Here is a 25,116-nt window from a genome sequence, read left to right as displayed (position 1 = left end):
TTTTTATTGTGTTAAGGCATCGTATTACCTTATTCGATAACCAGCATACGTGGCGATGTCTCCCGAATGATTCGGGAAGAAAACCATGAGCCAAGACCTGCTGCAATGATGCTTAAGCAGGCGAACAGTATCATTCCACCCCAATTCAGAATCAGTGGAAGCTCTACGATACCATAATTGGAAAGGACCATTTCGAGCAGAAGAGGTAGTACATACACGCCTACGAAAATACCCAGTATCGCTCCTATAGCGGACAGCACAACCATTCCCATGGTGAGCGATAATCGGATTTGACGGGATGTCATCCCCAGAGATTTGTATATCCCGTAAGTTCTGCTCTCTTTGCGGATATTGATTCGACAGGTACTGAAAATAATGATGAACGTCACAATGATGAACAGCAATCCAATCAAGCTCATCGGATAGATCAGGATGTTCGCAGCTTCAGCGTAAACCGAATCAAGCAATGTCTTCTGGGTAACTACTGAAGCAAAATCCTTAAATTGCTCATTCAACGCCCCGGCAATCTTATCCGCTAGTGCGAGATCCTTCACATTAATGAATATGGCATCAAATTCACCATAACCCCGGTTCACACTTCTCATGGCATCGATGGTGATTCGGCCTGAAACAGACATGTTGGCAATCGCCTGATAGATGCCTGTAATGAGGAATGTACGCTTTTCTCCTTCAATATAGATGTCGATGAGATCACCGAGATCTTTGTTTGATGTTTTGGCTACATGTACACCAATGGCAATTTCATTTGCGTGCTGTGGGTTATCCCCTTTTAACGTTTCGAATCCAAGCTCCTGATAACTCCCGTCCATTACACTCAAGTTGAGACTGATGGATTGGCCCTTTACTGTTGTTGAAGATTCCGGGCTAATTACACCTGTGATGTTCCCTTGCCAGCCTACATTGCTGATCCGCGGATCCTGCGCTAATACGTGCTTTAATTCAGCCTTGGGGAAGTTACTTTTGTTCACTACGACTGCTGCGATGTTGGCGTTGTCATATCCCCATTTGGCTGCTGTCTGTTCAATTCCGATTATACTGGTCAGCAGAACATACCCCAGAACTAGCACGGAGGAAGTCATGGTAGTCAGCAGGATTGTCAGAACAGAACTTTTAGTGTTTTTGAACACATGACGGAGTCCGAGGACTGCGGTCACAGGCATTCGTGTGAACCCGACCCAGTGTGCCCATGGCGAATTCATTCTACCGGCCATCCGGCTGTGATCTGTCTCCGACATACCATACCGAATAGCCTGCACGGGTTGGATGCTGCGTGCCTTTTTGGCGTACAACACAGTAAACAAAATCACTATAGCAAATAGAAGCACACCAGCCAGTACGGCAGCGTCCAATCCTTGAACTGAAATGTTCTGATGATCCACTCGAAGAGAGGACTCAGATATATTAATGATCCACTTGGAGATCCATACGCTGAGTGTAATTCCTGGGATAATGGCTGCGATGGATAGCATCGCATATTGAATAACATAGGTACCTATCGTTCTCCGGGAAGTTAGCCCGAGTGATTTGAGAATGCCTATTGTTCTGTAATTAGCCAGGATAGCATCCGAAATCGTGAACCCGATCGTCATCAAAGCGATGGATAGCATGACAACACCCATGAAGATCATAATGAAGCCAATAACCTGGTTAATAATCAGATAGAAAGAGGAGATCGCTTCGAACTCCATTTTGGATTCAAGAAACGGAGTGCCTGTCTCACGATTGTATCGTTCCCAATACACCGAATTCATGCTGTAATCGTTGAAGTGGATGCCGATCATGTGATGTTCGTTTCCTGCGAGTGTAGCGAAATCATGCTGATAATCGACAGGATTCATCCATACCCTCGCAGTATTGGAGAAGGGCGCTCCGTATGGTACATCGATGACAATGCCGGACACATTCAGATCGAGTGTGTTTGAGCTGGTTTTGAAGCCAATGGTATCGCCTACCGAGATATGGTAGGCACTCGCCATGGACGTTGGAATCCAGACGGAGCCTTGCTCGGGAAGTGTTCCGGGCGTCCCACTGGAGAAAATAAGCTCATCTACACCCCATGGCGGTGAAGGCGTATTAAACATATACAGATACAGGTTGGGAATGTCCGTTTCATTAAGAACGATGCCTGACAATGTTCGATACGTTAGCAATGGGGATACCTCAACACCATCTTGGGAAGCCCACCAGTCGTGTACAAATTCCGGGTCATTCAGTCCTTTCTCAAACGTCAGGATCTGATGGGATCCATGGGTGCGAGAATGCATTTCCTGAAACTGATTGCCTGTGTTCGCCAGTATGACAATAGCTGTGGATACAAGAAGTGTCGAGAGTAGCAGGAGCAGCACAATCAACGTATTTTGGATTTTATTTTTACTCAGATAAGACAAGCTAAGTTTGAACATGACTGCCATCGTTATTCCTTCCCCGTAACCAAAGCGAAGATAATCGCTTCACGATCCTGAATTTGATGTTCGTCATAGGTATTGAACTCAAGGATTCCGCCTATCTTGCCGTCCTGAATGTAGATCAGACGATCTGCCCGGCAGGCGGCTTTAATATCATGCGTAACCATAACTACGGACTGTCCTTTCCGGTGAATACCCGTAAGAATATCGAGCACAGCTGTGCCGTGTTCCAGGTTCAGGCTTCCGGTTGGTTCATCCGCAAAGATGATATCCGGCGAATTGATCAAAGCCCGTGCAATCGCAGCTCGTTGCTGCTGTCCTCCGGAAGTTTGGGAGGGGAGGCGGTTACGCTGTCCATCAATATCCATGGTAGTCATCAGCTCAGCAGCCCTGGATTGAATGTCACTCTTTTTGTTTCCCGCAATATATCCCGGTAAAGCAATGTTCTCTTTGATGGAAAGGTCCGGGACCAGATTGATGCTCTGATAGATATAACCGATCCGGCGGGTGCGGAAGTCAGACATTTCCCGTTCATTGTAAGCGTCAATCCGCTGGTCACGAAAATAAACCTCACCAGCTGTGATCTGATCCAGTCCGCTTAGCAGATATAAGAGGGTTGATTTGCCAGAGCCAGAGTTACCCATGATGACCGTGAATTCCCCTTCATAGATATCGAGATCAACATTACGGATAGCATGATGTTGCTCACTTCCGCTGTTGTACGTCTTGCACAGATTCTGTGCACGGATAATCACTTTTTTGGACAAGTCGAATCACTCCCGAGTGCAGTATAGGATTCATTCTAGAGGAGGGATGTTGAGGAAGCCTTATCAAATTATGAATAAAGTATTACAGACTTCCGAGTTGAAGCGGAAATTAAAGGCACTTGGTAAAATAGCCACGCCAGTGTGGCTCAGCAGATCGGCAGATAGAATCGGAAGGTCGTACCTTCTCCTTCTTTACTAGTAAAAGAAATACGGCCTCCGTGTGCTTCAATAATGCTTTGGCAGATGGAAAGTCCCAGTCCCGTACCTTCCTGCACACGTTGGTCTGCATGAATCGCTTGTCCTCTGAAATAACGCTGGAAAACAAACGGCATATCCTGCACACGTATGCCCTGGCCCGAATCGGCGATGGTCACTTTCAAGTGCTCGGATTTCAGTTCTGTGGTTATACGTATCGTGTCTCCCGGAGCTGTATGCTTGAGGGCATTGGCGACAAGATTGGAGATGACTTGTTCAATTCGAATAGGGTCGATAGCGATTAACACATTGGGAATGTGGTTGGACTTGGTCCCGTCATAGACGAGACCTCTTGTGAGTATTACATGTTCAATAGGTTTCAACATCGTCTCCAGTATAGGCCCACTGTACATTTCACGGGTTTCCACTGAAATTTGCCCCAGTTCCTGAAGTGCATGAACCAGCAGATCCTCCACAAGCCGGGCTGTTTTATCCGTATGGGTCCGCATGACTCCCATATATTCCATCAGCGTCTCCTGATCGTTGCAAAGTCCTTCCTCAATAGCTTCTATGTATGCTTTTATCGTGGTAATCGGTGTCTTAATATCATGAGATATATTGGTGATGAGTTCCTTTTGTGCTTGTTCCTGATGGATGCGTAGCTCGTTCATATGCTTGATTTCTGTACGCATCAGGTCAAACATGGCATACACTTCGCCCAGTTCATCGGTCCGGTTGTACTGAATCTGTTCTTCATAATTTCCTTTGAGGATGGATTCCGCATGCAACTTTAAATGATGGATGGGAGAGAGGAGCTGCTTGTTCAGTTTTCGTTTCATCCAGAATAGAAATAAACCCAAGATCAGTGACACGAGCAATAGTATGCTAATCCATATAATCGGAACAGTCATCGGTTTCTGAACCGTAACCATAGCTTGGGGGATGGAAAAGATGGCATTGCCGATCTGACTTCCAGCGGGTCCGTCCATCACAGGAAACGCAATATCAAGTGATTCGTTACTGTCCGCAGCCTGCGCGGCATGATGCAGATCATAATGAAGAGATGAACGCAGGTTAACTTGAGTTCCTTCAGAGCTGGGGGTGGAGGACATGATCACTGTTCCATCCAGGTTCACATAGGTAAGCAGAACCCCGCTTTCTCTGGCAATGGAACGTATATCTTCATGAATATTTTGTTCACCCAGAAGCTGATGATTTTGCTCCAAAGCGAGCAGAGTTGGATTGATCGTGAGGCGAACCTGATTCATGGACAGGTTGGATTGTTCAGAATTTCGATTTTGGAATAGCATTATCGACAGCGCAAGGATACTTAAAACCATAATAATCAGAAGGCCAAGTGTTGTTAACAACCAGCGTCTGGACCAGATGTTCAATGACATGTGGGTGCCTCCAATCTCGCTTATTCATAATTGAATTTGTACCCGACGCCCCATACCGTCTTCAGAACGGTCGGATGTGAGGCATCTGTCTCGATTTTTTCACGCAGTCTGCGAATGTATACGGTTACGGTATTTTCATCACCATAGGTTGCATATCCCCAGATTGCGTCTAGCAACTGGGCTTTGGAGAAAACTTGATTCTTATGGCTTGCCAGATAATGAAGTAGTTCAAATTCTTTGGCAGACAGAGATACTTCTATTCCGTTCAATGTAACTTTATAGGCTTTTTTATCAATCATAAGGTTTCCAAGACGCAGCAGATCTGTTCTGTCCTGATCCGATGTCATGCTGTCGTAACGTCTAAAGTGGGCATTAATCCGTGCTAACAGTTCGCTCAGCGAGAAGGGCTTGGTCATATAATCGTCTGCTCCAAATCCAAGGCCAAGTACCTTATCGGTATCGCTGCCTCTGGCACTCAGAATAAGGATGGGGATATTATTGCGTCGTCGGATTTCACGGCACACCTCAATTCCGTCCATATCTGGAAGCATAATGTCTAGAATAATGTAGTCCGGTTGAATAAGCTCCATAATCTGAAGCCCGTCTTGACCAGTGGCTGCCACGGCGGCTTCATATTGATTTTTGGTTAGATAATCTCGCAGGATACGCGAAATATCCGGTTCATCCTCGATGATGAGGACTTTGCGCTGGTGGGTTAGCATATGTATCGCTCCAGTATGATAGATGTGAATTTAATGGGATATGTATGAATTTGTAAGATGACTGTCTTTATAATTGTACAGCCTTGTTCTGTGGGAGTCACATGAAAAAATATTGAAGTGAACTTCATTCTTATAAAACAGTTTACCGTATCAGAATAACCCATGAACCTCTTTAAGGTTATGGGTTTCTGATCTGATACTGCACGTCATACATGCTCCAGATCATCGATAGGCTCATGCTGTCTGGATTTGAGATACTCTGCCGGAGACACACCGAAGTGCGCCCGGAATACCCGGTGGAAATAGGAATAGCTTGCAAAACCGCAGGATTCGGCAATATGCTCCAGTGTCATTTCACTATATTTCATGCGTTCCAGCGCCGCATTCAGACGGATCTCAATCGCATATTGAATCATGGTCTGATTGTAATGCTCCTTAAATAGACGCACTGCACGTGACAGGCTGAGTCCGGCATAACGTGCCGCCTCTTCAAGTTTAAAGGTAACCGTAGCATGCTCCTCAATAAAACGTTTTAACTTCAACGCAGAGGAAATTGCCCGATCCGTCTGAATATTCTCGGTGATTGCCCGGTCGATATATAGGCATAATCCGCGTAGTAACGCATCCTTTAGTTCCGCATTTTCCTCAAGAGGTCCGCGACGCTTCTCCAGTAACATATTTCGCCATAGGCTAATTAGCTTATCATCAAGTCCTATCCGGCTCACGGTGGCTCGATGCTGCCGTTTCCACCAGTTCTCGATCCAGCTGCCTTCACAGAACAGATAATAATCTCCGCTGGACAAACGTCCTTCCTTATGTGGTTCATCGACCACGAGATGATAATCGTCACCAGGCTTGAGCAGCAACAAATCCCCGCTGGTCATCCTGAATTCTTTATCCTGTACATACACTTTGCACGAGCCTTCGGTCTGCAGACGAAACAGATAGGTTTGCAGCTCGCCCTTCATATTATGAGTGAACGCCTTATAGTGGTATGAGTAGTCACAGATCAGCACAGATGTCTCTAACGTATCCAAAGATGAAATCCCCCAATATGTTCATCCTGCATGCATTCAAATGGGCTACATTCAATAGATGCAAAATGATGGAAATAAAATTTGATCAGATAGTTCATGTTCTGACTATATTGTATATGTTCATTCTAGCCTGTTTTGCGTTAGGATGATACCAGATAGAGCAATGAAAGCAAATTTGAGAACAGAGGTGTATCCTACATGAAAAAACTTAATATTGGTTTGCAATTGTTTACACTCCGTGATGAAACTGCAGCAGATTTTCGTGGTACGTTGCGTAAGGTAGCGGCCCTTGGATATGAAGGTGTGGAGTTTGCCGGATATGGCGATATTCCAGCTGAGGAAATGAAAGCGCTACTAGATGAACTTGGACTGAAAGGATTCAGCAGCCACGTTTCACTACATGCGATGCGCGAAGACTTGCAAAAACAGATCGATTATCTTAAAACAATTGGTGCACAATATATCATTTGCCCTTACCTGATGCCAGAAGATCGTCCTGAGAATGCGGAAGGTTGGACCAAGCTATTCGCTGAGTTACAACAATATGGAGCTGAAGCAGCGAAACAAGGATTGATTTTCGGATACCATAACCATGACTTTGAATTCCACGGCCAGGTTGGCGATGCCAATGCGTTTGATGCCATGTTCGCTCAAACATCACCGGAAGCGGTAAAAGTGGAAATGGACGTATGTTGGGTACAATTTGCGGGACAAAATCCGATCGAGTATATTAAACAATATGCGGGTCGCTTGCCGCTGCTTCATCTGAAGGACTTCAGCAAAGACGAACAGGGACAGATGAAAACACTGGAACTGGGACAAGGTTCGGTTGACCTGCCAGCTGTTATTGAAGGCGCTACGAATGCAGGCGTGGAGTGGTTGATCGTGGAACAGGATGTCTGTCAGAATCCTCCACTTGAGAGCGTATCCAATAGCTACAACTGGTTGAAAGAAAACTACCTGAACCAATTCTAATGGACCATCGAACCATGAAAAATGCGAATCTATTTGTCAAAGGAGACTTATGTACATGAGTAAAATTAAAGTTGCTGTATTCGGCTGTGGAGCCATTGCCGAGCGCAGACATATTCCAGAGTACGCTGCCAATGAGAACGTAGAACTCGTCGCTTTTGCCGATCCGATCGTGGAGCGTGCGGAGAAGATGGCCGAGACTTACGGCGGTAAAGCGTACTCCAGTTACGAAGAATTGCTTGCTAACGAAACGGTAGATGCCGTTAGTGTTTGTACACCAAACTATCTGCATGCACCAATGGCGATTGCTGCTGCAAATGCAGGCAAGCATGTATTGGTGGAGAAACCAATGGCAGTATCCACTGAAGAAGGCGAGCAAATGATCGAAGCTGCCAAGAAAAATGGTGTGTATCTGATGGTTGGACACAACCAGCGCCTGATGCCTCCTCACGTGAAAGCAAAAGAAATTCTCGACTCCGGTAAACTCGGAAAAGTCCTGAATTTCCGTACATCCTTCGGTCACCCGGGTCCGGAAGCATGGAGTGTGGACGGAGCTGAAAGCTGGTTCTTCCGCAAAGAAGAAGCCATTATGGGCGCTATGGGCGACCTGGGCGTGCACAAATCAGACTTCATCCGTTACTTGCTGAACGATGAAGTATCTGAAGTAGCTGGTTTCATCAGCACACTGCACAAAGAAGGTACTAAGGTTGACGATAACGCGACTTGCTTGCTTCGTATGAAGAGCGGAGCGATTGGGACGCTGGTAGCGAGCTGGACACAATACAGAGCCGGAGACAACAGTACTGTTCTGTGGTGCGAGAATGGTGTGATGAAGATCGGAACAGTGGAAGGCGATGAAGTTATTGTTGAGCTGACCAATGGTACAGTTGAGACATACAAAGTCGGTGCCATGGCTACCAACGAGAAACAAGTGCCGAGTGGTGTAATTGACGCTTTTGTAGAGTCGATTGTGACCCAAACACCTCCAGCAATTTCCGGGGAAGAGGGTTTGCGTTCCCTGCAAGTTATCTTGGCAGCATTCGAATCCGAGAAAACAGGTCAGATCATTAAGCTGTAATCCAACCGAATGACAGTGCAAATTCTAACATGTTATATGTCTTAATCTATGATATAAGGGACTTACCTTCAGAGATGTGTTCTGGGGTAAGTCCTTCTGTATTTGTTCCTAGGCAAGTGGGGGAAAGTGAACAGTGTATACGGTAATTTGTGCAACAAGGCTAGAGCATCTGATCGCTTGTGCAGAACAGAAAAGGGCTGACATCTCGCGCTATCGCGGAATATCAGCCCCTTGGAGTCATTAGATTAAATGATAGAATGATTAACTTTTTAGATGCCAGCTGGCACACTACTGCCCAGATCCAACCATGCGATTTCAGCAGGAGTCAGCGTGATACGGGACCCCTCGTCACAGGAGAGCAGTTCTGCCTGATTCTGGGCTCCGATCAGCGCACAGGTTGGGAACGTCTGATTCAATACATAAGCAAGTGCAATCTGGATTGGTGTTGTTTTCTTCGAATTCGCCAATTGTTCAGCCCGACGCAACCGTTCCCAGTTGCCATCACTGTAGAATACACGCACCAGATCTTCGTTATCCCGAACTTCAGGTGTGAATCGTCCAGTGAAGAAACCACGTGCTTGGGAGGACCAGGACAGCAATGGTAGCTTGGTTTGCTCATGCCATGCCAGTGTCTCTGCATCTGCTGACACACAGCCTTCCCAGAAAGGTTCGTTTGCTTTGGCGAGACTGAGATTCGGACTACTGAAGGTAAAACCCTTCAGGCCATTCGCCGCAGCGTACGCATTGGCTTCCTCTAGCCGCTGCCAGGTCCAGTTGGAGGCGCCGATCGCGCCGATTTTGCCGGAATCAATGTGTTCGTTCAGTGCTTCAAGAATAACACTGACAGGGGTATTGGGATCATCCCGGTGCAAGGCATACATCTCTACGTGATCTGTCTGAAGACGCTCCAGACTTTCCAGCAAGTCACTACGGATGGCATCAGCGTTAACGCGTGGTCCGTTCTGGTCATGATGCGCACCTTTGGTGAGAATGACAATCTGGTCGCGGTTACCGCGTTCTTTCATATAACGACCAAGAACTTCTTCACTCTCTCCACCACAATAAATATGCGCTGTATCGACGGTGTTACCGCCAATGGATAGAAATGCATCCATATTCATATCTGCTTTATCGTAGGCATCATGCACGAAATAATCGGTTCCTTTAATCAATCTGGAGACGGGTTTACCTGCACCAGCAATTTCGATATATTCCATAAGTCAGTTCATCCTCTCGATTATAGTGTAATTCGTGTACGTTGTTCCGCTGAACGAAGACAAGCTTCCAGTACTTTCATATTTGCTACTGCATCGGAAGGGGCGAAGCGCAGATCCTTGCCCTGAAGTACCGCACGTGCCATATCATCTCCCTGTAGAGAGTAGTGGTTCACTTGCGGGACTTCAATCTCTCTGCGTTCACCACCAGCCGTTACATAGAAGTTGGAACTGCGGTCCTGTCCGCTGACAAACGCGGATGGGACTTCAATAATGCCCTCGGATCCCAATACCTCCAGCGTGTTGCGGAAGGCTGCCCACATGCTGCTGTCAAACGTCACGCCAACGTGATTATCGAATTCCAGCAGTCCGGATGCCATCATATCGACCTGATCATGCTGTGGGGAGAACATGCCAATAACGGTAGCCGCACTTGGTTCTTGACCAAGCAGCAGACGTGCTACGCTGATGGAATAACATCCGATATCATACAGTGCACCTCCACCCCAATCCCGCCGAAAGCGAACATTGCCAGATGCAGTGGAATTATTGAACGAAAATGTACTGTGAATACCGCGGATCTCACCGATCTCACCGCTGGCGATGATATCCCTGATCTGATCGTAACGTGGATGATGGCGGTACATGAAGGCTTCAGCCAGCTGCACACCTGCATCTGCACAAGCTTGAACCATCTCCTGAGCTTCCTGCTCAGTCAGAGCCAGTGGTTTTTCGCACAAAATATGTTTGCCTGCCTCAGCAGCCCGGATCGTCCATTCCCGATGCAAATGATTCGGTAGCGGGATATATACGGCATCGATGGAATCATCTGCGAGCAAAGCTTCATAACTGCCATACGCCTTGTCGATCCCGAGTTGATCGGCCGTCTGCTTGGCTTTATCTTCGTCCCGACTGGCGATCGCGGTGACTTCATTCAACTCGGATTGCTGCAAGCCTGGAATGACGGATTCCACAGCAATGCTAGCGCTACCAAGAATGCCCCAACGCAATTTTTGAACTGAATTCATGTGTTGTATCCTCCTGTGTATGAATGTATATTGTGATTATAAGGAATAGATGATCGAATTAAAATGATAATATATTGAAGTTAGTTAACACAATATTGTTGAGTAAGGAGAAGTCGTTATGATGAGGCAAACGGTATTGCTAACCCTGCAGGATATTCCATATTTTTGTTATCCAGAATCGGTTGGACATTATATGGAACATCCTCAGCATTCCGTATTACGGGAGGCAGGCGTACTAAACAATTTTAATATTCACTATGTCGCTGCAGGCAAGGGATACGTGGAAGTGGACGGAGTCGTGCATGAGCTTCGCTCAGGTCAGGCCGTGCTTTATTTCCCGCAACAGCGACAGCATTATTATAGTAGTGAAGATGATCCGTGGGATGTACGATGGGTTCATTTTTACGGTGAACGTCTGCATGATTATATGATCGAGCGGGGGTTGCATCGCAATCTGCTGTGGACGCTACGGCAGCGTAGCTCATGGGAGGAAGCTCATCTGGCTTTACTGACTGAAGCGGAACAGAACACCATGCTGCGTCCTGCTCAGCTATCCACACTGACCTATGCCGTACTCGCCGAGTTCGTGCAGCATGCGGTACCTTTAAAGAGCACACGCACCACAAGTAAGGCGGAGAGTCGGGTTCTTGCGTTGCTTCCACAGATGCAGCAGGAGGCCTGCCAACCTTTCCTTTTACAGGACTGGGCGGATCTCGCAGGTGTGAGTTCGTATTACTTTTGCAAAATGTTTAAGAGTGCTGTGGAAATGACGCCCATGGAGTTTATTACTCGTTCACGGCTACAGATGGCAAAGCAATGGCTGCTGGAAAGGCCTGCGGCTAACATTGGACAGATCGCGGAGGAAGCGGGATATCCCAATGCCAGTTATTTTAACCGCCAGTTCATGGCCCATGAGGGGATGACACCTACGGATTACCGCGGATTGTATCACAATTAACCGGTATCCTTTCGATGTTGTCATCGCTTAAAGAGTGATGGTTTGACAGAGAGCTCAATCAAGTCTATTATGGATAAATTAAATCCGTGTATAATGAGGTGCCCTCATGAAATATTCAAAAGCGACAAATTATGCTTTGCATACGATGCTTCATCTTGTAAGCACTGCCCCTGAACAGCTGGTTAGTGTACACCAACTTGCAGAGCTGCAGAAGGTATCACCAACCTATCTCTCCAAAATACTGACCAAATTGGTTAAGGCGGGTATGATCGAATCGACTTCTGGCGCCAATGGTGGCTACCGGCTTAGTCGTAAAAATCCGGACCCTTCCTTCCTGGAGATCATTCATGCGATTGAAGGTCAGGCGTCTCTGTTCGAATGTTCCCAGAATCATAACGCAGGCTGCTTGATCCAGCAGGTGATGGTGCAGGCGGAAGAAGAGATGGAAAGTTTTTTGAACAATAAAAAGATGTCGGAACTGGCTTCCCAGATGAAGGGTGCACACTCCTTATAACTTGCAGCTAGAAGTGACGCTTCAATCGCCGTGGTTAACTCGTCTGCCACATAGGTATAACTAGATCTTTCCCCATCCTCGCGAGAGGCAAGGAAAGATTTTTTGTATTATAGGTATTTTGTTGCATGGGGACGCTTCAAGAGTAAGTAAAATGGTTAGTATTCAAACGTATAATATGTCGTTGTACCTAATAGAAGTCGAATGGTACAATAAGGAAGGTATAGTTGCATACATACTTGATTCAATCTTACATCACATTTTACATCTCTGGAGGGACAACACATGAGCCAATCAACGATCACAGGACTGGAACAATTGCTCGCACTGGAAAACATTCGGAATACGAAGGCGCGCTATTGCCGCTATATTGATACGAAACAGTGGGATATCTTGGGTGACGTGTTCGCTCCGGATGCAATCGCCGATTTCAGCACAGAAGGTAATCCGATTCCGGTATTAACAGGCCGTGATACGATCGTACAAGTATTTCGTGATCTGGTGGATGTTGCCGTAACCGTGCACCATGTACATAGCGCCGAAGTTGAATTTGTATCCGAGAACGAAGCGAAGGTCATCTCCCCAATGGAAGATTGGGTAACGTTCCCGGAGGGCAACGAGAACAAATCGTTCCACGGATTTGGGCACTACCACGAAACATTTGTCAAAATCGACGGCCAGTGGTACATCAAACATACGAGTCTGAAACGTCTTCGTCTGGACCTGTTTGAATAGTATAATCTTTTAGCAGAATAGAGAAGTTGGTCAACAATAGAATAATAGCCCCGAGGAGCGTGATGAATGCGTCCTTGGGGCTTTTTTGTGTTTGTGGGAGAGGGCAGTTGACACATGTATAGAAAATAGGCAGAAAAAAAGCCAGGTTCAGAACCCGAGGGTTCCTTCCTGACTTCTTTTGGTTAAATGAGATGTTAGATCCGGGTACTTGTTTCCGTGACTTTACGTGACTGCATTCTCAGATACACCTGAGAGAAAATAACGGATGCTAGTGCGACCACAGTCATGCCCCAGAAAATATTGGTGTACGCTGAGGATAGTGGCATATTTTGCATCGCCGTCAATGCTACACCAGTAACAGCAACACTGAAAGCACCGCTGAAGAATTGACTGAGTTGGAACAGCCCCATACCTGCGCCGACCTGATCCATGGTCAGATTGCCTGACAATTCATTGGACACGCTGGTGGTCAGGGAAGAGAAGCCAACGCTAAGCAGGACATAGACCGCCATAATGGCGTAGATGTTATTGTCTGCAAATAAGGCGAATAGCCCGGCAGCTGCCAGTAGCAGCCATGGTGCAAATTTCAGCAGCAACGTATTGCCGTGTCGGTCAATCATTCGGCCGATCCGGTTGGACAGCAGCATAGATACGACTGCACCCGGGAAGATGACGAGTCCGGATTGAGCAGGTGTCAGTCCATACAGATGCGCCAAAATTTGCGGCAGCAGGAACAGCGTTGAGAAGTTATTGATGTACGATACAATCCCCAGCGAGCTGAGCATCATATATTTTTTATCTTTGAACAAAGCAGGTTGAACAAATGGATCTGCCGCGCGCCGAATTCGGAGCCAGAACAGAAGCAGTGCCGCAGCACCGATGACAAGTGTGAACCACTGACGGGAAGTCAGGAATAACAGAACACCTGTAGTACCGATGGCGAGAAGCACGGCACCCAGCAAGTCAAAAGAACCTTTTTGAGGTGTTTCCCGCGGGAGCAATTTGAAGAATACAGGAATCAAGAATAACGTTAATCCCGTAACGATAAACAGATCATGCCATCCCAGAAATTGTGTAATACTTCCGCCGATGACGGGACCGAGTCCAAGACCCAGTGAACTGGCGGACATGATGACAGCCATTGATTTACCCCGGCGATCATTTGGAATGTATCGTGTAATTAGCACAATGGCAAGCCCCGGAACAGATGCCGCACCCGCAGCCTGAATCAGACGTGCAATGAGCAAAATGATGAAGTGATTACTGAAGAATCCGAGAACGGATGCAGCACCAAGTAAAGTCAGCCCAGTCGTGAATAATGTGCGGATGGGTATGAAATCCGATAGACGTGAGAACGTAATCGAGGAAATGGCAAATACAATGGAATACCCTGTAACAATCCATGAGGAAGCGACGGATGTAAGCATAAATTCGGCTGCAATTTTAGGCAAGGCCAGATTAAACATCATTGTATTCATAACAACGAGTACAACGGTGAAGCCAAGCAAGCTTACAATCAATCCTTCCTGTATTCCGGTCCGTTCCCCTGATGATGCGGTTGCGGTGTTGTTCATAAAAACCTCCTAAAGTGATGTGTATTTCGCAACATTTCAGAAACGGTGTGTAACATTTGCAAAATGTAGTATGATGTCAATCCCGTGCCTAACAGCAGGGGTTACATAACGAAATCATTAAAGTTCGATTGGTGTCGAACATTAGAAATATATCATGGATCTGTGTTAAAATACAATGGATAGTCTGAAAAAAGGAGACTACAGTATGAAGATTTTACACCATCCACAAGTATCAGATATTGAACTTTCCTCCGTATTGTATGCATTAAGCGACCCGACCCGTCTTGGGATTGTTGCGGAAGCAGCGAGAAGCGGGGAGCAGCCGTGCAGTCATTTTCATGCACCTGTTGTGAAGTCAACGATGTCGCACCACATTCGGACCCTGCGGGAAGCCGGAGTTATTCGGGTCAGAGTGCAGGGCACACAGCATTTTCTCACCCTGCGGTCTGAGGATCTGGAAACACGCTTTCCAGGACTCTTGCAACCATTATTGCAGGCTGCCGCTCGGACGAGCACAGATCTTTCCTAAATGTTGTCCTTTCTTCAGGTCGAAGAGGGGACATTTTTATTTTCTAATACTGCATGTTCAAAAAGTTAACGATTCAACACCGAGAAGGTGAACGCAAGATTCGATGTCGAGTTCGCTTCTTGGGCTACTTCGTGATCAATGGGGGAGTTTTTGAACTACCTCTAATACTGCTGCGACATTCTGTGTCGTACCATGCCCTCTATAATAACGGTGAACACACAAACCATATCGAAAAGAGGTTCACAACCATTGGCAAAAACCAAAAGAGGACGCATCTTGTGGAGTCTTCCTTCCAGGGGCCGGGGAACATGCCCGGTGTGTAGCAGTACCCGAATTAAATTATTGTATACGCAAATAAAAACAGACGGTACAAGTCTGAAAGTATGCAAGAAATGCTCCAAAGCAGTGCAATCCAGAGTGGATAAGGCACACGTATAACATAACGGGCCTGTTCTTCGGAACGGGCCATGTCTTTTGATATAATCGAATATATTAGGAATGAATGAGGTGGGGGCGGGAAGATGAGTAACATGCATCGGATTCACTGGTTTGACGAACAGATTCGGGGTGGACGTTTTCCGAACAGCAGCTGGCTTGCCCGTGAATTTGAAATCTCCCGTCGTCAGGCTCAGCGTGATATTGAATATATGGCAAGCTCCCTGCGAGCCCCTTTGGTATATATGGCGAAATATCGGGGCTATTGTTATGAGGATCAGACCTTTCGATTGCCCCATTTGTATATGACCGAAGAAGAACAGGGTGTGCTGAAATATCTGGCGCATCGCTATCGACATTACAATTATGATCAAGCAGACGCGGTGAAACGTGTAGCACATTTGCTGGAGCGTTTTACGTTGGAGGAACAACAGCTGGGAAGTAGCGAGCTCCCAGTGTTTTCGGCGCAACCGAAGCAACTGCAATTCTTTGAATTGTTGTCCCATGCCATAACTGACTTGCGTAGAGTACATATTCATTACAGGGATCACGATGGAGAACGGCAGTTTTCCTTGTGTCCATTAAAGATGATATCCCAGTTTAACGCCGATTACGTGGTGGGTTATGAATCAGACCCTGTACAGCAAGTGGCCATTCGTTTGGAGGGCATTGTTCATGTATCGATCTCGGATGAGAGATTTGAGTACAGGTCAGATACCCTCCTAGGTGGATGGGAAGAACCACTGCCTGTACGTAAACCTTTTGTAGCTGAGATTCGCTTGAAGGAATTGCAGCAAATGGACCTATGGCAAGGGTATCGTATCCAGGCTAGGCAAGATCTGATTTATTCAATTGAATTTTATGACACGGATGCTTTCTTGCAGCATTTGTTTATTAGCGAATGGGAGGAGCTTTTATCTCCTGGGTGGCTTAGACGAAAGCTTCAGCAAAGCGCAGAAGGGTTAATTGACAGGCTCACGATACAACGTAAGCAAAACGTGGAATAAAGCAGGATAGAGAGGAGAAGATACGTCCTTGGCTGAGAATAGTTTAGATAACCTCATCATGAAGCGGGAGTCCAAATCGTACGTGGATAGTCTGCATGCGATACTTACCCATACGGGCCAGTTTCAAGGTTCCAAGGTTGTACTTGCCGGATATACGGGCATGGCTTTCAAGCTGTCAGTACATCGCAGACTACTTCCCATGTCGGTTACAGCGTATGGACAATGGGGGGAGGCACATCGTCCCGGAGTCGATAACCTGGGGATATTCACGATCTGGGATGGGGGACGTACACGTCATTCCACGTTTGGTTATTATCAGCAGGATGCAGTGAATTGGGTGAGACGTAGTATTGATGAAGGCACTGGTGTGATTTACTGGATTCCTGAGTTCGGTGTTATTCATGGATATGATGACAGTGACCGCATCTTTTATATGCAAGACGGATGGAGCAAGGAACCGCAGATTTTGCTATATGATAATTTCGGTCTGAACTTTACTGGATTTTGGTATTGTCAGATGTTTGGTGATCAGGTCCGCATCCCTGAACAGCAGATGCTGCTGGAATCCCTGAGACTGGCGATTGAGGATTGGGATATCCCATATCGTCTGCTGCCTGATCGGAATATTGCTTCAGGTAGACAGGCATATGATGTGTGGGTGCAGGCCCTGCGGAGTGGGGATTTCAATAAATCGGGTGCGGCTTATATTTTGGAATCCTTCTGCCATTCTCGAACCGAAATACGTATGTATTTGCAGGATGTTCGAGGGATATGGAACGAACTGGACCAGGCTTGTGCATGTTATGAACAGCTTGGGACGTTAATTGACCAAATGAAGGGATATATGGTTCAGCAGGAGAATAGACGTGTTTTGCCACCAGACACCACAGAAGATCTAGCACAGGTACTCGTGAAGGCGAAAGCACTGGAAGAGCAGGCTATTGATTATTTTCGAGTGATATCCAGGAAGTATCCTGACCTTAAACGGTCCACGATACCACGGTGGGGAGCACATTCCGCACGATAGGATGAGAAATGAAGGGCGTGGAGGATGATGGCGACAAGAGTAGTATTGCAGGACTGGATTCAATCCCCGCAAACTATGAATTCTGCTGATGCAAATAGATCATGGAGCGGTGTGAGTACGTATACAGATGCGATGTATCGCATTTTGTTACATAAACAGTGGACGGATTTCCCACACCACATGATTGCAGGTATGACAGCAAGTGCATTCAGACTAGTGGTGGATCGGTGTCTGACGGCAGAGTCAATCTCCGCATACAACTGGATGGCAGAGAACTTTGTCGCAGCTGACTTCATTGGCGTGACGGCGAGCCAGGCAGCGGGCTTTTCATTCGAACCAACCTTCCCCCTGTATCAGAAGCAGGCTCTGCTGGACATTAAAGCTTCCATTGACCGGGGCGTAGGTGCGATTCTCTGGCACGATCAATTTGTCATTGTTACTGGATATGATGATGTGGAACGGATGCTATTCATCTGTGAAAGTAAAGGCAATGAAGTCATTCGTCTGCCTTATGATTCGTTTGGAAGGAACAGTACACCCTACTGGTACTATCAGGTGCTGGAAGCTTGTGCACCCATAGATCTATGGGAAGTCTGCAAGGAATCGTTAATCCAGGCCGTTTACAAATGGGAAACCCATGACTATATGCTACCGCCCCAAGATTATGCCTGTGGAGCGGCTGCGTATGCCACTATTGCTGCTGCTTTGCAGTCAGGAACATATAACGCAGAACAATCGGCAATTGTATTTCGCTATTATGCCAAATCAAGATTGGATATTGCCACTTATGTTGCAGGACTTAAGCATCTGTCCATTCAAATGGATCAGGTCATAGACGAGTATGAGCTACTCGCAAATCTGTATACAACGATCGTTGAGTTAATCGATGACTCTATTTCTTGGGAATCGAGAGAACCGGAATGTGTGCAAAGCGTGATTGAGCTTATCCGGAAGGCAGGGGCTACGGAACAACGTGCCATTGATGCCATTAAACATGCCTTTCCAGAGACGATAGGCAATCGTTTTGAGGATGTTGGATTAAGATGAATGGAGCATGATAGATAAAATTGAAAAGCTTAGCATGAATAAAACCGGACAGGCCGTGGCCTATCCGGTTTATTTGCATTGAACGTAAATGCATATCAGGTCATGTGATCCACACTAATAATACTTTTACAAGAAAAAATAGCCAAAATTTTAATTTTGGGGTAATCCAAATCACCTCTTGTTCCGAATATTATATTAGATGGTCTTTTTTGGATGATGGATATTTAAGGACAACAGGGGGCGGGAGTATGGTACATAATCCGGAAACCATTCAGGAATGTATCGAACATGCACGGCAAAGACTCTACCAGATTGCAAATCAATACCCGGAACTGTGGCATCCGGAAGTTATTCGCCAGTCCATGGTGCTGGATGAGTTAATTAATGAATATAACAACGCAACTCGCGGGAGAACAATCGCGAATCAAATGAAACCATAACCTTCTGAACAAAGAATTTCATGTCGGGATTCCGTGTATTTGCCTTACTCTTTTACCGCCCCGAGCACAATCCCCTTTACGAAGAAACGCTGTAAGAACGGATAGACGAGCAGGATTGGCAGAGCGCCAATAAAGATCTGAGCTGCATTAACCGTACGCTGAGACATGTTCTGAAGCTGCGTTGCATCCACGTTCATATTAGAGAAATCCTGCTGAACGATAATGGTCTGCATTAACGTGGCGAGTGGATATTTGGAAGCATCATTCATATAGATCAGCCCGTCGAACCAGGAATTCCACTGACCTACCATGGTGAATAAGGAGATCGTGGCAATGGCGGGCATGGATACAGGCAGATAGATTTTGAACAGGGTCGTAATATGGTTAGCTCCATCGATGAAGGCGGCTTCTTCCAGCTCTTTTGGCACGTTACGGAAGAAGTTCATCATCAGAATCAGGTTCCAGACAGCCACCGCTCCAGGCAGAATCAAAGCCCACATCGTGTTAATCAGTCCAAGCTTCTGGATCAAGATATAGGATGGAATTAATCCCCCGCTGAACAGCATCGTGAAGATGAAGAACCACGCATATAACGAGCGCCCCTTGAAATGCAGACTCTCCTTGGATAATGGATAAGCCGTCAGGAAGACAAGTGTCATACTGAGCAGTGTGCCTAGAACCGTACGTTGGACTGAAATCCAAAGCGCACTGAGAAAGTTACTGTTACCAAATGTTTTGGTATAGGCATCCACCGTAAAATCAATTGGCCAAAGGGTCACCAGATTGGCGGATGCTGCGGCTTTACCACTGAAGGAAACCGCCAAAATATGGACCAGCGGCAGGATACACAGGATCGAAACGGCCGCGATGAATATCAGGTTGAAGCCATTGAATATACGGTACCCGGTTGTTTTGTGATACACCTTGATTCCTCCTTAATGCGTTATGCTAACCCTTTTAGAAAATACGATAATTGGCGATTTTGTAAGCCATCCGGTACGCAGAGATGACCAGGAACATCGCGACAAATGATTTGAATAGTCCAACGGCTGTCGCAAAGCTCATTTTGCCATTCAGAATCCCCATCCGGTAAACAAAGGTATCGATAATATCGCCTTTTTCATATACCAGCGGATTGTACAGATTGAAGATCTGGTCAAAGCCTGCATTCAGGATATTGCCCAGCGATAACGTACCTACCACGATAATCATCGGCACGAGTGCAGGCAGGGTAATATGTAATGTCTGTCTAAGTCGTGTTGCCCCATCTACCTCCGAAGCCTCATACAATGCGGGGTTAATACCCGCAAGTGCTGCCAGAAATACAATCGTTCCGAATCCAAATTCCTTCCACACATCACTGACAACTACCGTTACACGGAACCAGTCGCCATCCCCCAAAAAGAAGATCGGTTCAACGCCAGCCGCCGCCAACACCTGGTTTACCAGCCCGCCTTCCGGTGATAACATGTCGAGCAGAATGCCGCCAAGGACAACCCAGGACAGGAAATGGGGCAGATACACCAAGGTCTGTGAGAAACGTTTGAACGTGGAGTTTCGAACCTCATTCAGCAAAATGGCGAACACCACGGGGGCCACAAGTCCGGCCACAATTTTCATCGAAGCAATCAGTACCGTGTTCCAGATGACCTGAACGCTATCGGGATATTCGAACATGAACCGGAAGTTGTCCCAGCCGACCCATTTGGAGCCAGTGAACCCCAGCCACGGTTTGAAGTCTTGAAAAGCAATGATAATGCCGCCCATGGGCACATAGGCGAACAGCAATGTGAGCAGTACAGCAGGCAGCAGCATCAGATGCAGTGGCCACGTGCGTTTGAAATTCCAGCGGGTACGTTTGCGTGGATGGGGTTTCATTTTTCGCACCGACGTATTGGTTGTTAACGGTTGTTCCATAGCCATCAGGGTCCCTCCTTTATCTCGTCCAGCCCCGACAACATGAGGCGAGCAAGCCTCTGCACAGAGTGGAGCAACTGAATTATAGCAACGGAAAAGGGCGGACTATAGAACAACATTTCAATGCGGATGTTGAAATATTAACTTGTTGATGGAAACAGCAAAAAGGAGCATCTGACTCGAAAGTCCGATGCCCCTGTCATCAGGTTAGCTCCTGCCATATGCTGTCTGCGTCCCATATGCCCCTTATGCTGAACGTCCCTATATCATTTCACAATCGAGCCATCATACTGCGTATCAACGGTACGGACCGCTGACTGCACCTCAGACACAAGACGTTCCCGTTCTTCATAGTGGGGTACTTCCTCTTCCTCAAAATCAAACTGAATCGCTCGAACGCTGCCTTGAGATAAGGTTAATTCCTGAAGCTGTAACTCAAACAGGAACGAAGCATCAAATGCCATCCCATCCCGATCCCGATAACAATACATCGTGGAGATATCTTCCTCATCAATGTGCAAAATACCTTGTTCTGTCAGTTGCATCACAGAGCCCCCTCACGAAATGTTGATTTCACTCCCAGTATAAGGGGATTTCAGATCGCAGGAAAGACGGAGAACATAAAATCATATAGAAATGTAAGGGTTTTCAATATAAAATAGGACTTCGGTGTAGAAGGACTTCAAATTCAGGGACAGGGTGAAACGATGAAATTCACAGTATTTGCGAAAACGGTCATTCTCTTAATCTGCCTGCTCGTACCCATTCTGCTGCTCTATACATACGCGAATCAGGCAAATGTGGATATGGTCGTTGAAGAGAAACAACAGTCGAGTCTGAATCAGTTCAATTATTTCAGTTCCCAGGTGGATAAAAATATCGAGCAGCTCTCACTGTATGGTCTGACATTGTTGCGGGATCCGAGTATCCTGCACTACCGTTACATGACGGATTCAACCAGCCAGTATGAGAAGAACAGCATCTATCTGGATATTCTCGACAAATTATCGTTGTACCAGTCCACCAGCCGCTGGAAGAACGATATTACCATTGTGCTGCCACAAGCGGAACTTGTGTTATCCACCATGTCCAGCCGGACGGTCTACGATGAGAAGATGTTGACGTTCCCGCAACCGGGCCAATGGCAGCTGGAGCAGGGGAGTTTCACCTACTTTTTCACGGATAACTACGAGTGGAATGAAAAACCGGTGAACACAGGCGTGCGAACAGTGATGGAGATTAATTTTGACCCGATGAACGTGGTTGCCATGTTGGATGATTTCAAAGAAACGCAGGGCGGAGATCCTTTCTTGCTCGTACCAGGTAACGATCCGTTGCTGAACCGTACGGCAGACCCCGAACTGGTTGAAGCGATCATGCGTGATATCCCCTTTAATGGACCGGAGAGAGAAGGTAATCATCAGCTGGAGGTAGGCGGCAGGCAATATCTTGTCAGTTATGTGCACTCCAAACAACTGCAAGCAGTATACGTGAACCCGGTGGTATTGGATGATTTGCTAACGCCGATGGACAAGAGCCGAAATATGTTTATTACCTCCATTCTGTTACTGCTCGTGCTGAGTATCGGTGCTGCACTGCTTTTGTATCGAAAAGTCCAGGTGCCAATCCATCGCTTGATGAGAGGGCTGCAACAGATTCGCAAAGGGCAGTTGTCCACGCGGATTCCAGTCGATCACTCCCGTGATGAATTCGCGTACCTGACCCAGAGCTTCAACCATATGGCAGAGCAGATTCAGGAACTGATCGAAAAGGTATACGAGGAACGTATTCGCTCACGTGAAGCAACATTGAAGCATCTGCAATCACAGATCAATCCGCATTTCCTGTACAACTGCCTGTTTTATATCAAAAATATGACCCAGCTCGGCAACCGTGAAGCGGTTATTGCCATGTCGCTAAGTCTGGGAGACTACTATCGCTACATTACGCGGGGCGAGAATGACATGACGACAGTGGAAGAAGAGATTCGACTGCTGGACCATTATCTGTCCATTCAACAGATGCGGACCAACCGGCTGACCTACGAGATTGACGTACCGCAGCAACTGATGCAGCTCCACATTCCTCGACTGCTCATTCAGCCCATCGTAGAGAATGCGGTGATCCATGGCATTGAGCCGATGGAAGGCAGTGGGCATGTCGTCGTAACGGGGATGGCGGTACCCGAACATATTGAGGGACGAAAATATACAAGATATAGCCTGTTTGTAGACAATGACGGTGTCACACTGACAGCAGAAGAGATTGCGGAATTGGAACGAGAGATCAATGAACCGATGGGCGAGGAGATAGGAACAGGCACGTGGAATGTGCATCAGCGTCTCGTTACGCGATATGGGCTGTCGTCCGGGCTTCATTTTGGAGCGATTCCCTATGGTGGGCTTAGTGTAGAAATTCGATGGTTTGAGGAGGAACAAACGTATGATGAATCTGATGGTCGTGGATGATGAACATTCCGCAGTAGAGTCGATCGCCGTCTCCATACCGTGGAGAGAACACGGGATTGGTCAGGTATTCAAAGCCTATTCAGTCAAAGAGGCACTGGAACATATGGCAACACATCAGGTCCATATTATTATCACGGATATCCGCATGCCGGGTCTGTCTGGTCTGGATCTGGTCAGTCATATCCGGCAAAAGTGGGAACAGACCAAATGTATTATTTTATCGGGGCATGCTTCCTTCGATTATGCGAAGCAGGCGCTTAAACATGGGACAGTCAGTTATCTGCTCAAGCCGGTCCGGGATGAGGAACTGATCGAATCCGTGCAGCAGGCCGCCGTGCAGATTCGCCTGGAGGGTGAGAAACAAATGCTGCACCAGCGGGCTATGTATTCGGTGAGGGAACATCTGCCCGAGAAGCGGGCGGGGCTGATGAAGGATGTGCTGTTAGGGCATAAATTTGCGGATGCAGAACTCACGGATAAGCTGGAGCAACTGGAGATTGGGTTCCGTCCACAAGATAAAATGCAGCTGCTGCTCATCCGGTATGATGACCATCAACCTACACATAAAGCGTTTCGACTGATGAAGTACGCCATCTCCAATGTGGTGGAAGAGATCTACGGCAGTGCCTATCATCTCTGCCATACAGATGACGCCTATGATGATCTCGTCTTCATGGCCAGTCCCAAACAAACCCAAGCCGAACCGGAAATGTTGATGGGCCGACTTGGAGAGCGGTTGATCCACAGTGTGAGGCAGTATCTGAACGCGACCATTTCCCTGTCTGTTAGTCGTATGGGGCGTTTTCCAGATCAGGTGCCCCAGCTATATCATCAAGCCGTGAGTGCGCTTCGCAAGCAGGCTGAGGCGGGCAAAGGATTACATCTGAATGCGGCAGCAGGCTCCAATGGGTCCACGTTGAAGTCACTCACGGCGCTGTATGAACCGCCGGGTCTAACGACGTTACTGGAAGCCGGGCGCATGGAGGATGCACACCGCAAGATTGATCAGATCTTTGCCGAACTGTCGAACAGTGTGTTCCCGGAGCATGTGTATGTGGCTTTTCATTATTTGGCGGCAGCATTCTCCTATATGGCTCATCGGGAAGGAAGACAGTTAGCCGAAGTGCTTGGCGAGCAGTACCAGCAGTTGCTCAAGGATGGCTATGGCATCTCGCTGCGTAGTTTGGAAACGTGGACCAGATGTGTAATGCAGCAGTGGGCTGAGAGCGCGAGCCAGGCGGTACAGGATGCGGGATCGACGCTCATCAGGCAGGTGCAGCAATGGATCGACCATCATCTGGGTGAGGATCTATCGTTACAGGTTATTGCCGGAGAGGTGCATTTGCACCCGGTATATCTGTCGAAAATGTACAAACAATCCACCGGTGAAGGCATTAGTGATTATATTATCCGTTCCAGAATGGAACGTGCGGTTCATTTGCTCAAGCATACGGCGATGAAGATCTATGAAGTCGGTCAGGAGGTGGGGTACAACAACACGCCTTATTTCATTCAGGTGTTCCGCAAACATTATGGACTGACCCCGCAAGATTTTCGGAACGGTTAACAAATCAATATGAACATTGAAATTGTGATATATGTTTGCCTCCCCGGCTGCACTATCCTTTT

Annotated in this window: 24 protein-coding genes; 13 read left to right on the top strand and 11 right to left on the bottom strand. The window is 47.0% G+C overall.

Annotated elements, in window-relative coordinates; all coding sequences use genetic code 11:
- Positions 1 to 29 precede the first annotated feature (29 nt).
- From NYE45_RS25935 to NYE45_RS25915, 5 genes are all read right to left on the bottom strand, one after another.
- Positions 30 to 2,432, bottom strand: coding sequence for an ABC transporter permease (locus tag NYE45_RS25935; RefSeq protein ID WP_340014542.1), 2,403 nt, complete (start codon positions 2,430 to 2,432; stop codon positions 30 to 32).
- Positions 2,433 to 2,434: 2 nt separating this feature from the next.
- The gene (locus NYE45_RS25930; RefSeq protein WP_340014541.1) at positions 2,435 to 3,193 is read right to left on the bottom strand and encodes an ABC transporter ATP-binding protein; all 759 of its coding nucleotides are present in this window, start codon (positions 3,191 to 3,193) and stop codon (positions 2,435 to 2,437) included.
- A 146-nt stretch (positions 3,194 to 3,339) separates the two neighbouring features.
- A complete protein-coding gene (locus NYE45_RS25925; RefSeq protein WP_340014540.1) occupies positions 3,340 to 4,788 on the bottom strand; it encodes an ATP-binding protein in 1,449 nt (482 codons plus the stop codon).
- A gap of 20 nt (positions 4,789 to 4,808) precedes the next feature.
- Positions 4,809 to 5,510: a response regulator transcription factor gene (locus NYE45_RS25920; RefSeq protein WP_340014539.1), complete on the bottom strand. Its 702-nt coding sequence runs from the start codon at positions 5,508 to 5,510 to the stop codon at positions 4,809 to 4,811.
- Between the two features lie 206 nt (positions 5,511 to 5,716).
- Positions 5,717 to 6,547: an AraC family transcriptional regulator gene (locus NYE45_RS25915; protein WP_340014538.1), complete on the bottom strand. Its 831-nt coding sequence runs from the start codon at positions 6,545 to 6,547 to the stop codon at positions 5,717 to 5,719.
- Positions 6,548 to 6,745: 198 nt separating this feature from the next.
- Between NYE45_RS25915 and NYE45_RS25910 the strand changes: the two genes are divergently transcribed.
- Positions 6,746 to 7,522, top strand: coding sequence for a sugar phosphate isomerase/epimerase (locus NYE45_RS25910; protein WP_047841639.1), 777 nt, complete (start codon positions 6,746 to 6,748; stop codon positions 7,520 to 7,522).
- Positions 7,523 to 7,577: 55 nt separating this feature from the next.
- The gene (locus NYE45_RS25905; RefSeq protein WP_062836369.1) at positions 7,578 to 8,597 is read left to right on the top strand and encodes a Gfo/Idh/MocA family oxidoreductase; all 1,020 of its coding nucleotides are present in this window, start codon (positions 7,578 to 7,580) and stop codon (positions 8,595 to 8,597) included.
- 269 nt (positions 8,598 to 8,866) lie between these two features.
- Here NYE45_RS25905 and NYE45_RS25900 read toward each other — a convergent pair whose 3' ends face one another.
- Positions 8,867 to 9,814, bottom strand: coding sequence for an aldo/keto reductase (locus tag NYE45_RS25900; protein WP_340014537.1), 948 nt, complete (start codon positions 9,812 to 9,814; stop codon positions 8,867 to 8,869).
- A 20-nt stretch (positions 9,815 to 9,834) separates the two neighbouring features.
- On the bottom strand, positions 9,835 to 10,839 hold the full coding sequence (locus NYE45_RS25895; protein ID WP_340014536.1) for a Gfo/Idh/MocA family oxidoreductase: 1,005 nt from the start codon (positions 10,837 to 10,839) through the stop codon (positions 9,835 to 9,837).
- 118 nt (positions 10,840 to 10,957) lie between these two features.
- On the opposite strand from NYE45_RS25895, the gene NYE45_RS25890 reads away from it, so the two are divergent.
- The 3 genes from NYE45_RS25890 (at position 10,958) to NYE45_RS25880 (ending at position 13,043) form a co-directional block, all read left to right on the top strand.
- Positions 10,958 to 11,797, top strand: coding sequence for a helix-turn-helix domain-containing protein (locus NYE45_RS25890; RefSeq protein WP_340014535.1), 840 nt, complete (start codon positions 10,958 to 10,960; stop codon positions 11,795 to 11,797).
- 106 nt (positions 11,798 to 11,903) lie between these two features.
- Entirely contained in the window at positions 11,904 to 12,311 is a 408-nt protein-coding gene (locus tag NYE45_RS25885; RefSeq protein ID WP_017692155.1) for an Rrf2 family transcriptional regulator, read from the top strand.
- Positions 12,312 to 12,593: 282 nt separating this feature from the next.
- Positions 12,594 to 13,043: a nuclear transport factor 2 family protein gene (locus tag NYE45_RS25880; RefSeq protein WP_340014534.1), complete on the top strand. Its 450-nt coding sequence runs from the start codon at positions 12,594 to 12,596 to the stop codon at positions 13,041 to 13,043.
- Between the two features lie 194 nt (positions 13,044 to 13,237).
- Here NYE45_RS25880 and NYE45_RS25875 read toward each other — a convergent pair whose 3' ends face one another.
- Complete coding sequence (locus NYE45_RS25875; RefSeq protein WP_340014533.1) at positions 13,238 to 14,617, bottom strand: MFS transporter; 1,380 nt, start codon at positions 14,615 to 14,617, stop codon at positions 13,238 to 13,240.
- Between the two features lie 205 nt (positions 14,618 to 14,822).
- Here NYE45_RS25875 and NYE45_RS25870 point away from each other — a divergent pair, with 205 nt between their 5' ends.
- From NYE45_RS25870 to NYE45_RS25845, 6 genes are all read left to right on the top strand, one after another.
- Positions 14,823 to 15,146 (top strand): helix-turn-helix transcriptional regulator, encoded by a 324-nt coding sequence (locus NYE45_RS25870; RefSeq protein ID WP_315939382.1) that lies wholly within the window; start codon positions 14,823 to 14,825, stop codon positions 15,144 to 15,146.
- A gap of 249 nt (positions 15,147 to 15,395) precedes the next feature.
- On the top strand, positions 15,396 to 15,584 hold the full coding sequence (locus NYE45_RS25865; RefSeq protein ID WP_340014532.1) for a hypothetical protein: 189 nt from the start codon (positions 15,396 to 15,398) through the stop codon (positions 15,582 to 15,584).
- An 83-nt stretch (positions 15,585 to 15,667) separates the two neighbouring features.
- Entirely contained in the window at positions 15,668 to 16,588 is a 921-nt protein-coding gene (locus NYE45_RS25860) for a WYL domain-containing protein (RefSeq protein WP_340014531.1), read from the top strand.
- 28 nt (positions 16,589 to 16,616) lie between these two features.
- A complete protein-coding gene (locus tag NYE45_RS25855) occupies positions 16,617 to 17,615 on the top strand; it encodes a hypothetical protein (protein ID WP_340014530.1) in 999 nt (332 codons plus the stop codon).
- A gap of 27 nt (positions 17,616 to 17,642) precedes the next feature.
- Positions 17,643 to 18,662, top strand: a complete 1,020-nt coding sequence (locus tag NYE45_RS25850; RefSeq protein WP_340014529.1) for a hypothetical protein — start codon at positions 17,643 to 17,645, stop codon at positions 18,660 to 18,662.
- Positions 18,663 to 18,910: 248 nt separating this feature from the next.
- Entirely contained in the window at positions 18,911 to 19,102 is a 192-nt protein-coding gene (locus tag NYE45_RS25845) for an aspartyl-phosphate phosphatase Spo0E family protein (protein WP_340014528.1), read from the top strand.
- A 44-nt stretch (positions 19,103 to 19,146) separates the two neighbouring features.
- On the opposite strand, the gene NYE45_RS25840 is transcribed toward NYE45_RS25845, so the two are convergent.
- From NYE45_RS25840 to NYE45_RS25830, 3 genes are all read right to left on the bottom strand, one after another.
- Positions 19,147 to 20,025, bottom strand: a complete 879-nt coding sequence (locus NYE45_RS25840; protein WP_017692164.1) for a carbohydrate ABC transporter permease — start codon at positions 20,023 to 20,025, stop codon at positions 19,147 to 19,149.
- Positions 20,026 to 20,059: 34 nt separating this feature from the next.
- Positions 20,060 to 20,980 (bottom strand): ABC transporter permease subunit, encoded by a 921-nt coding sequence (locus NYE45_RS25835; RefSeq protein WP_340017442.1) that lies wholly within the window; start codon positions 20,978 to 20,980, stop codon positions 20,060 to 20,062.
- A 305-nt stretch (positions 20,981 to 21,285) separates the two neighbouring features.
- Positions 21,286 to 21,564, bottom strand: coding sequence for a hypothetical protein (locus NYE45_RS25830; RefSeq protein WP_340014527.1), 279 nt, complete (start codon positions 21,562 to 21,564; stop codon positions 21,286 to 21,288).
- Positions 21,565 to 21,726: 162 nt separating this feature from the next.
- Here NYE45_RS25830 and NYE45_RS25825 point away from each other — a divergent pair, with 162 nt between their 5' ends.
- Positions 21,727 to 23,487, top strand: a complete 1,761-nt coding sequence (locus tag NYE45_RS25825; protein ID WP_340014526.1) for a histidine kinase — start codon at positions 21,727 to 21,729, stop codon at positions 23,485 to 23,487.
- Positions 23,462 to 25,054: a response regulator gene (locus NYE45_RS25820; protein WP_340014525.1), complete on the top strand. Its 1,593-nt coding sequence runs from the start codon at positions 23,462 to 23,464 to the stop codon at positions 25,052 to 25,054. Before NYE45_RS25825 ends, NYE45_RS25820 begins: the two co-directional genes overlap by 26 nt.
- Positions 25,055 to 25,116 lie beyond the last annotated feature (62 nt).

Origin of the sequence: Paenibacillus sp. FSL K6-1318, assembly GCF_037976905.1 — a bacterium.
Lineage (GTDB): Bacteria > Bacillota > Bacilli > Paenibacillales > Paenibacillaceae > Paenibacillus > Paenibacillus amylolyticus_A.
The sequence above is the reverse complement of the archived record's forward strand: the minus strand, read 5'-3'. Positions and strand labels throughout refer to the sequence as shown.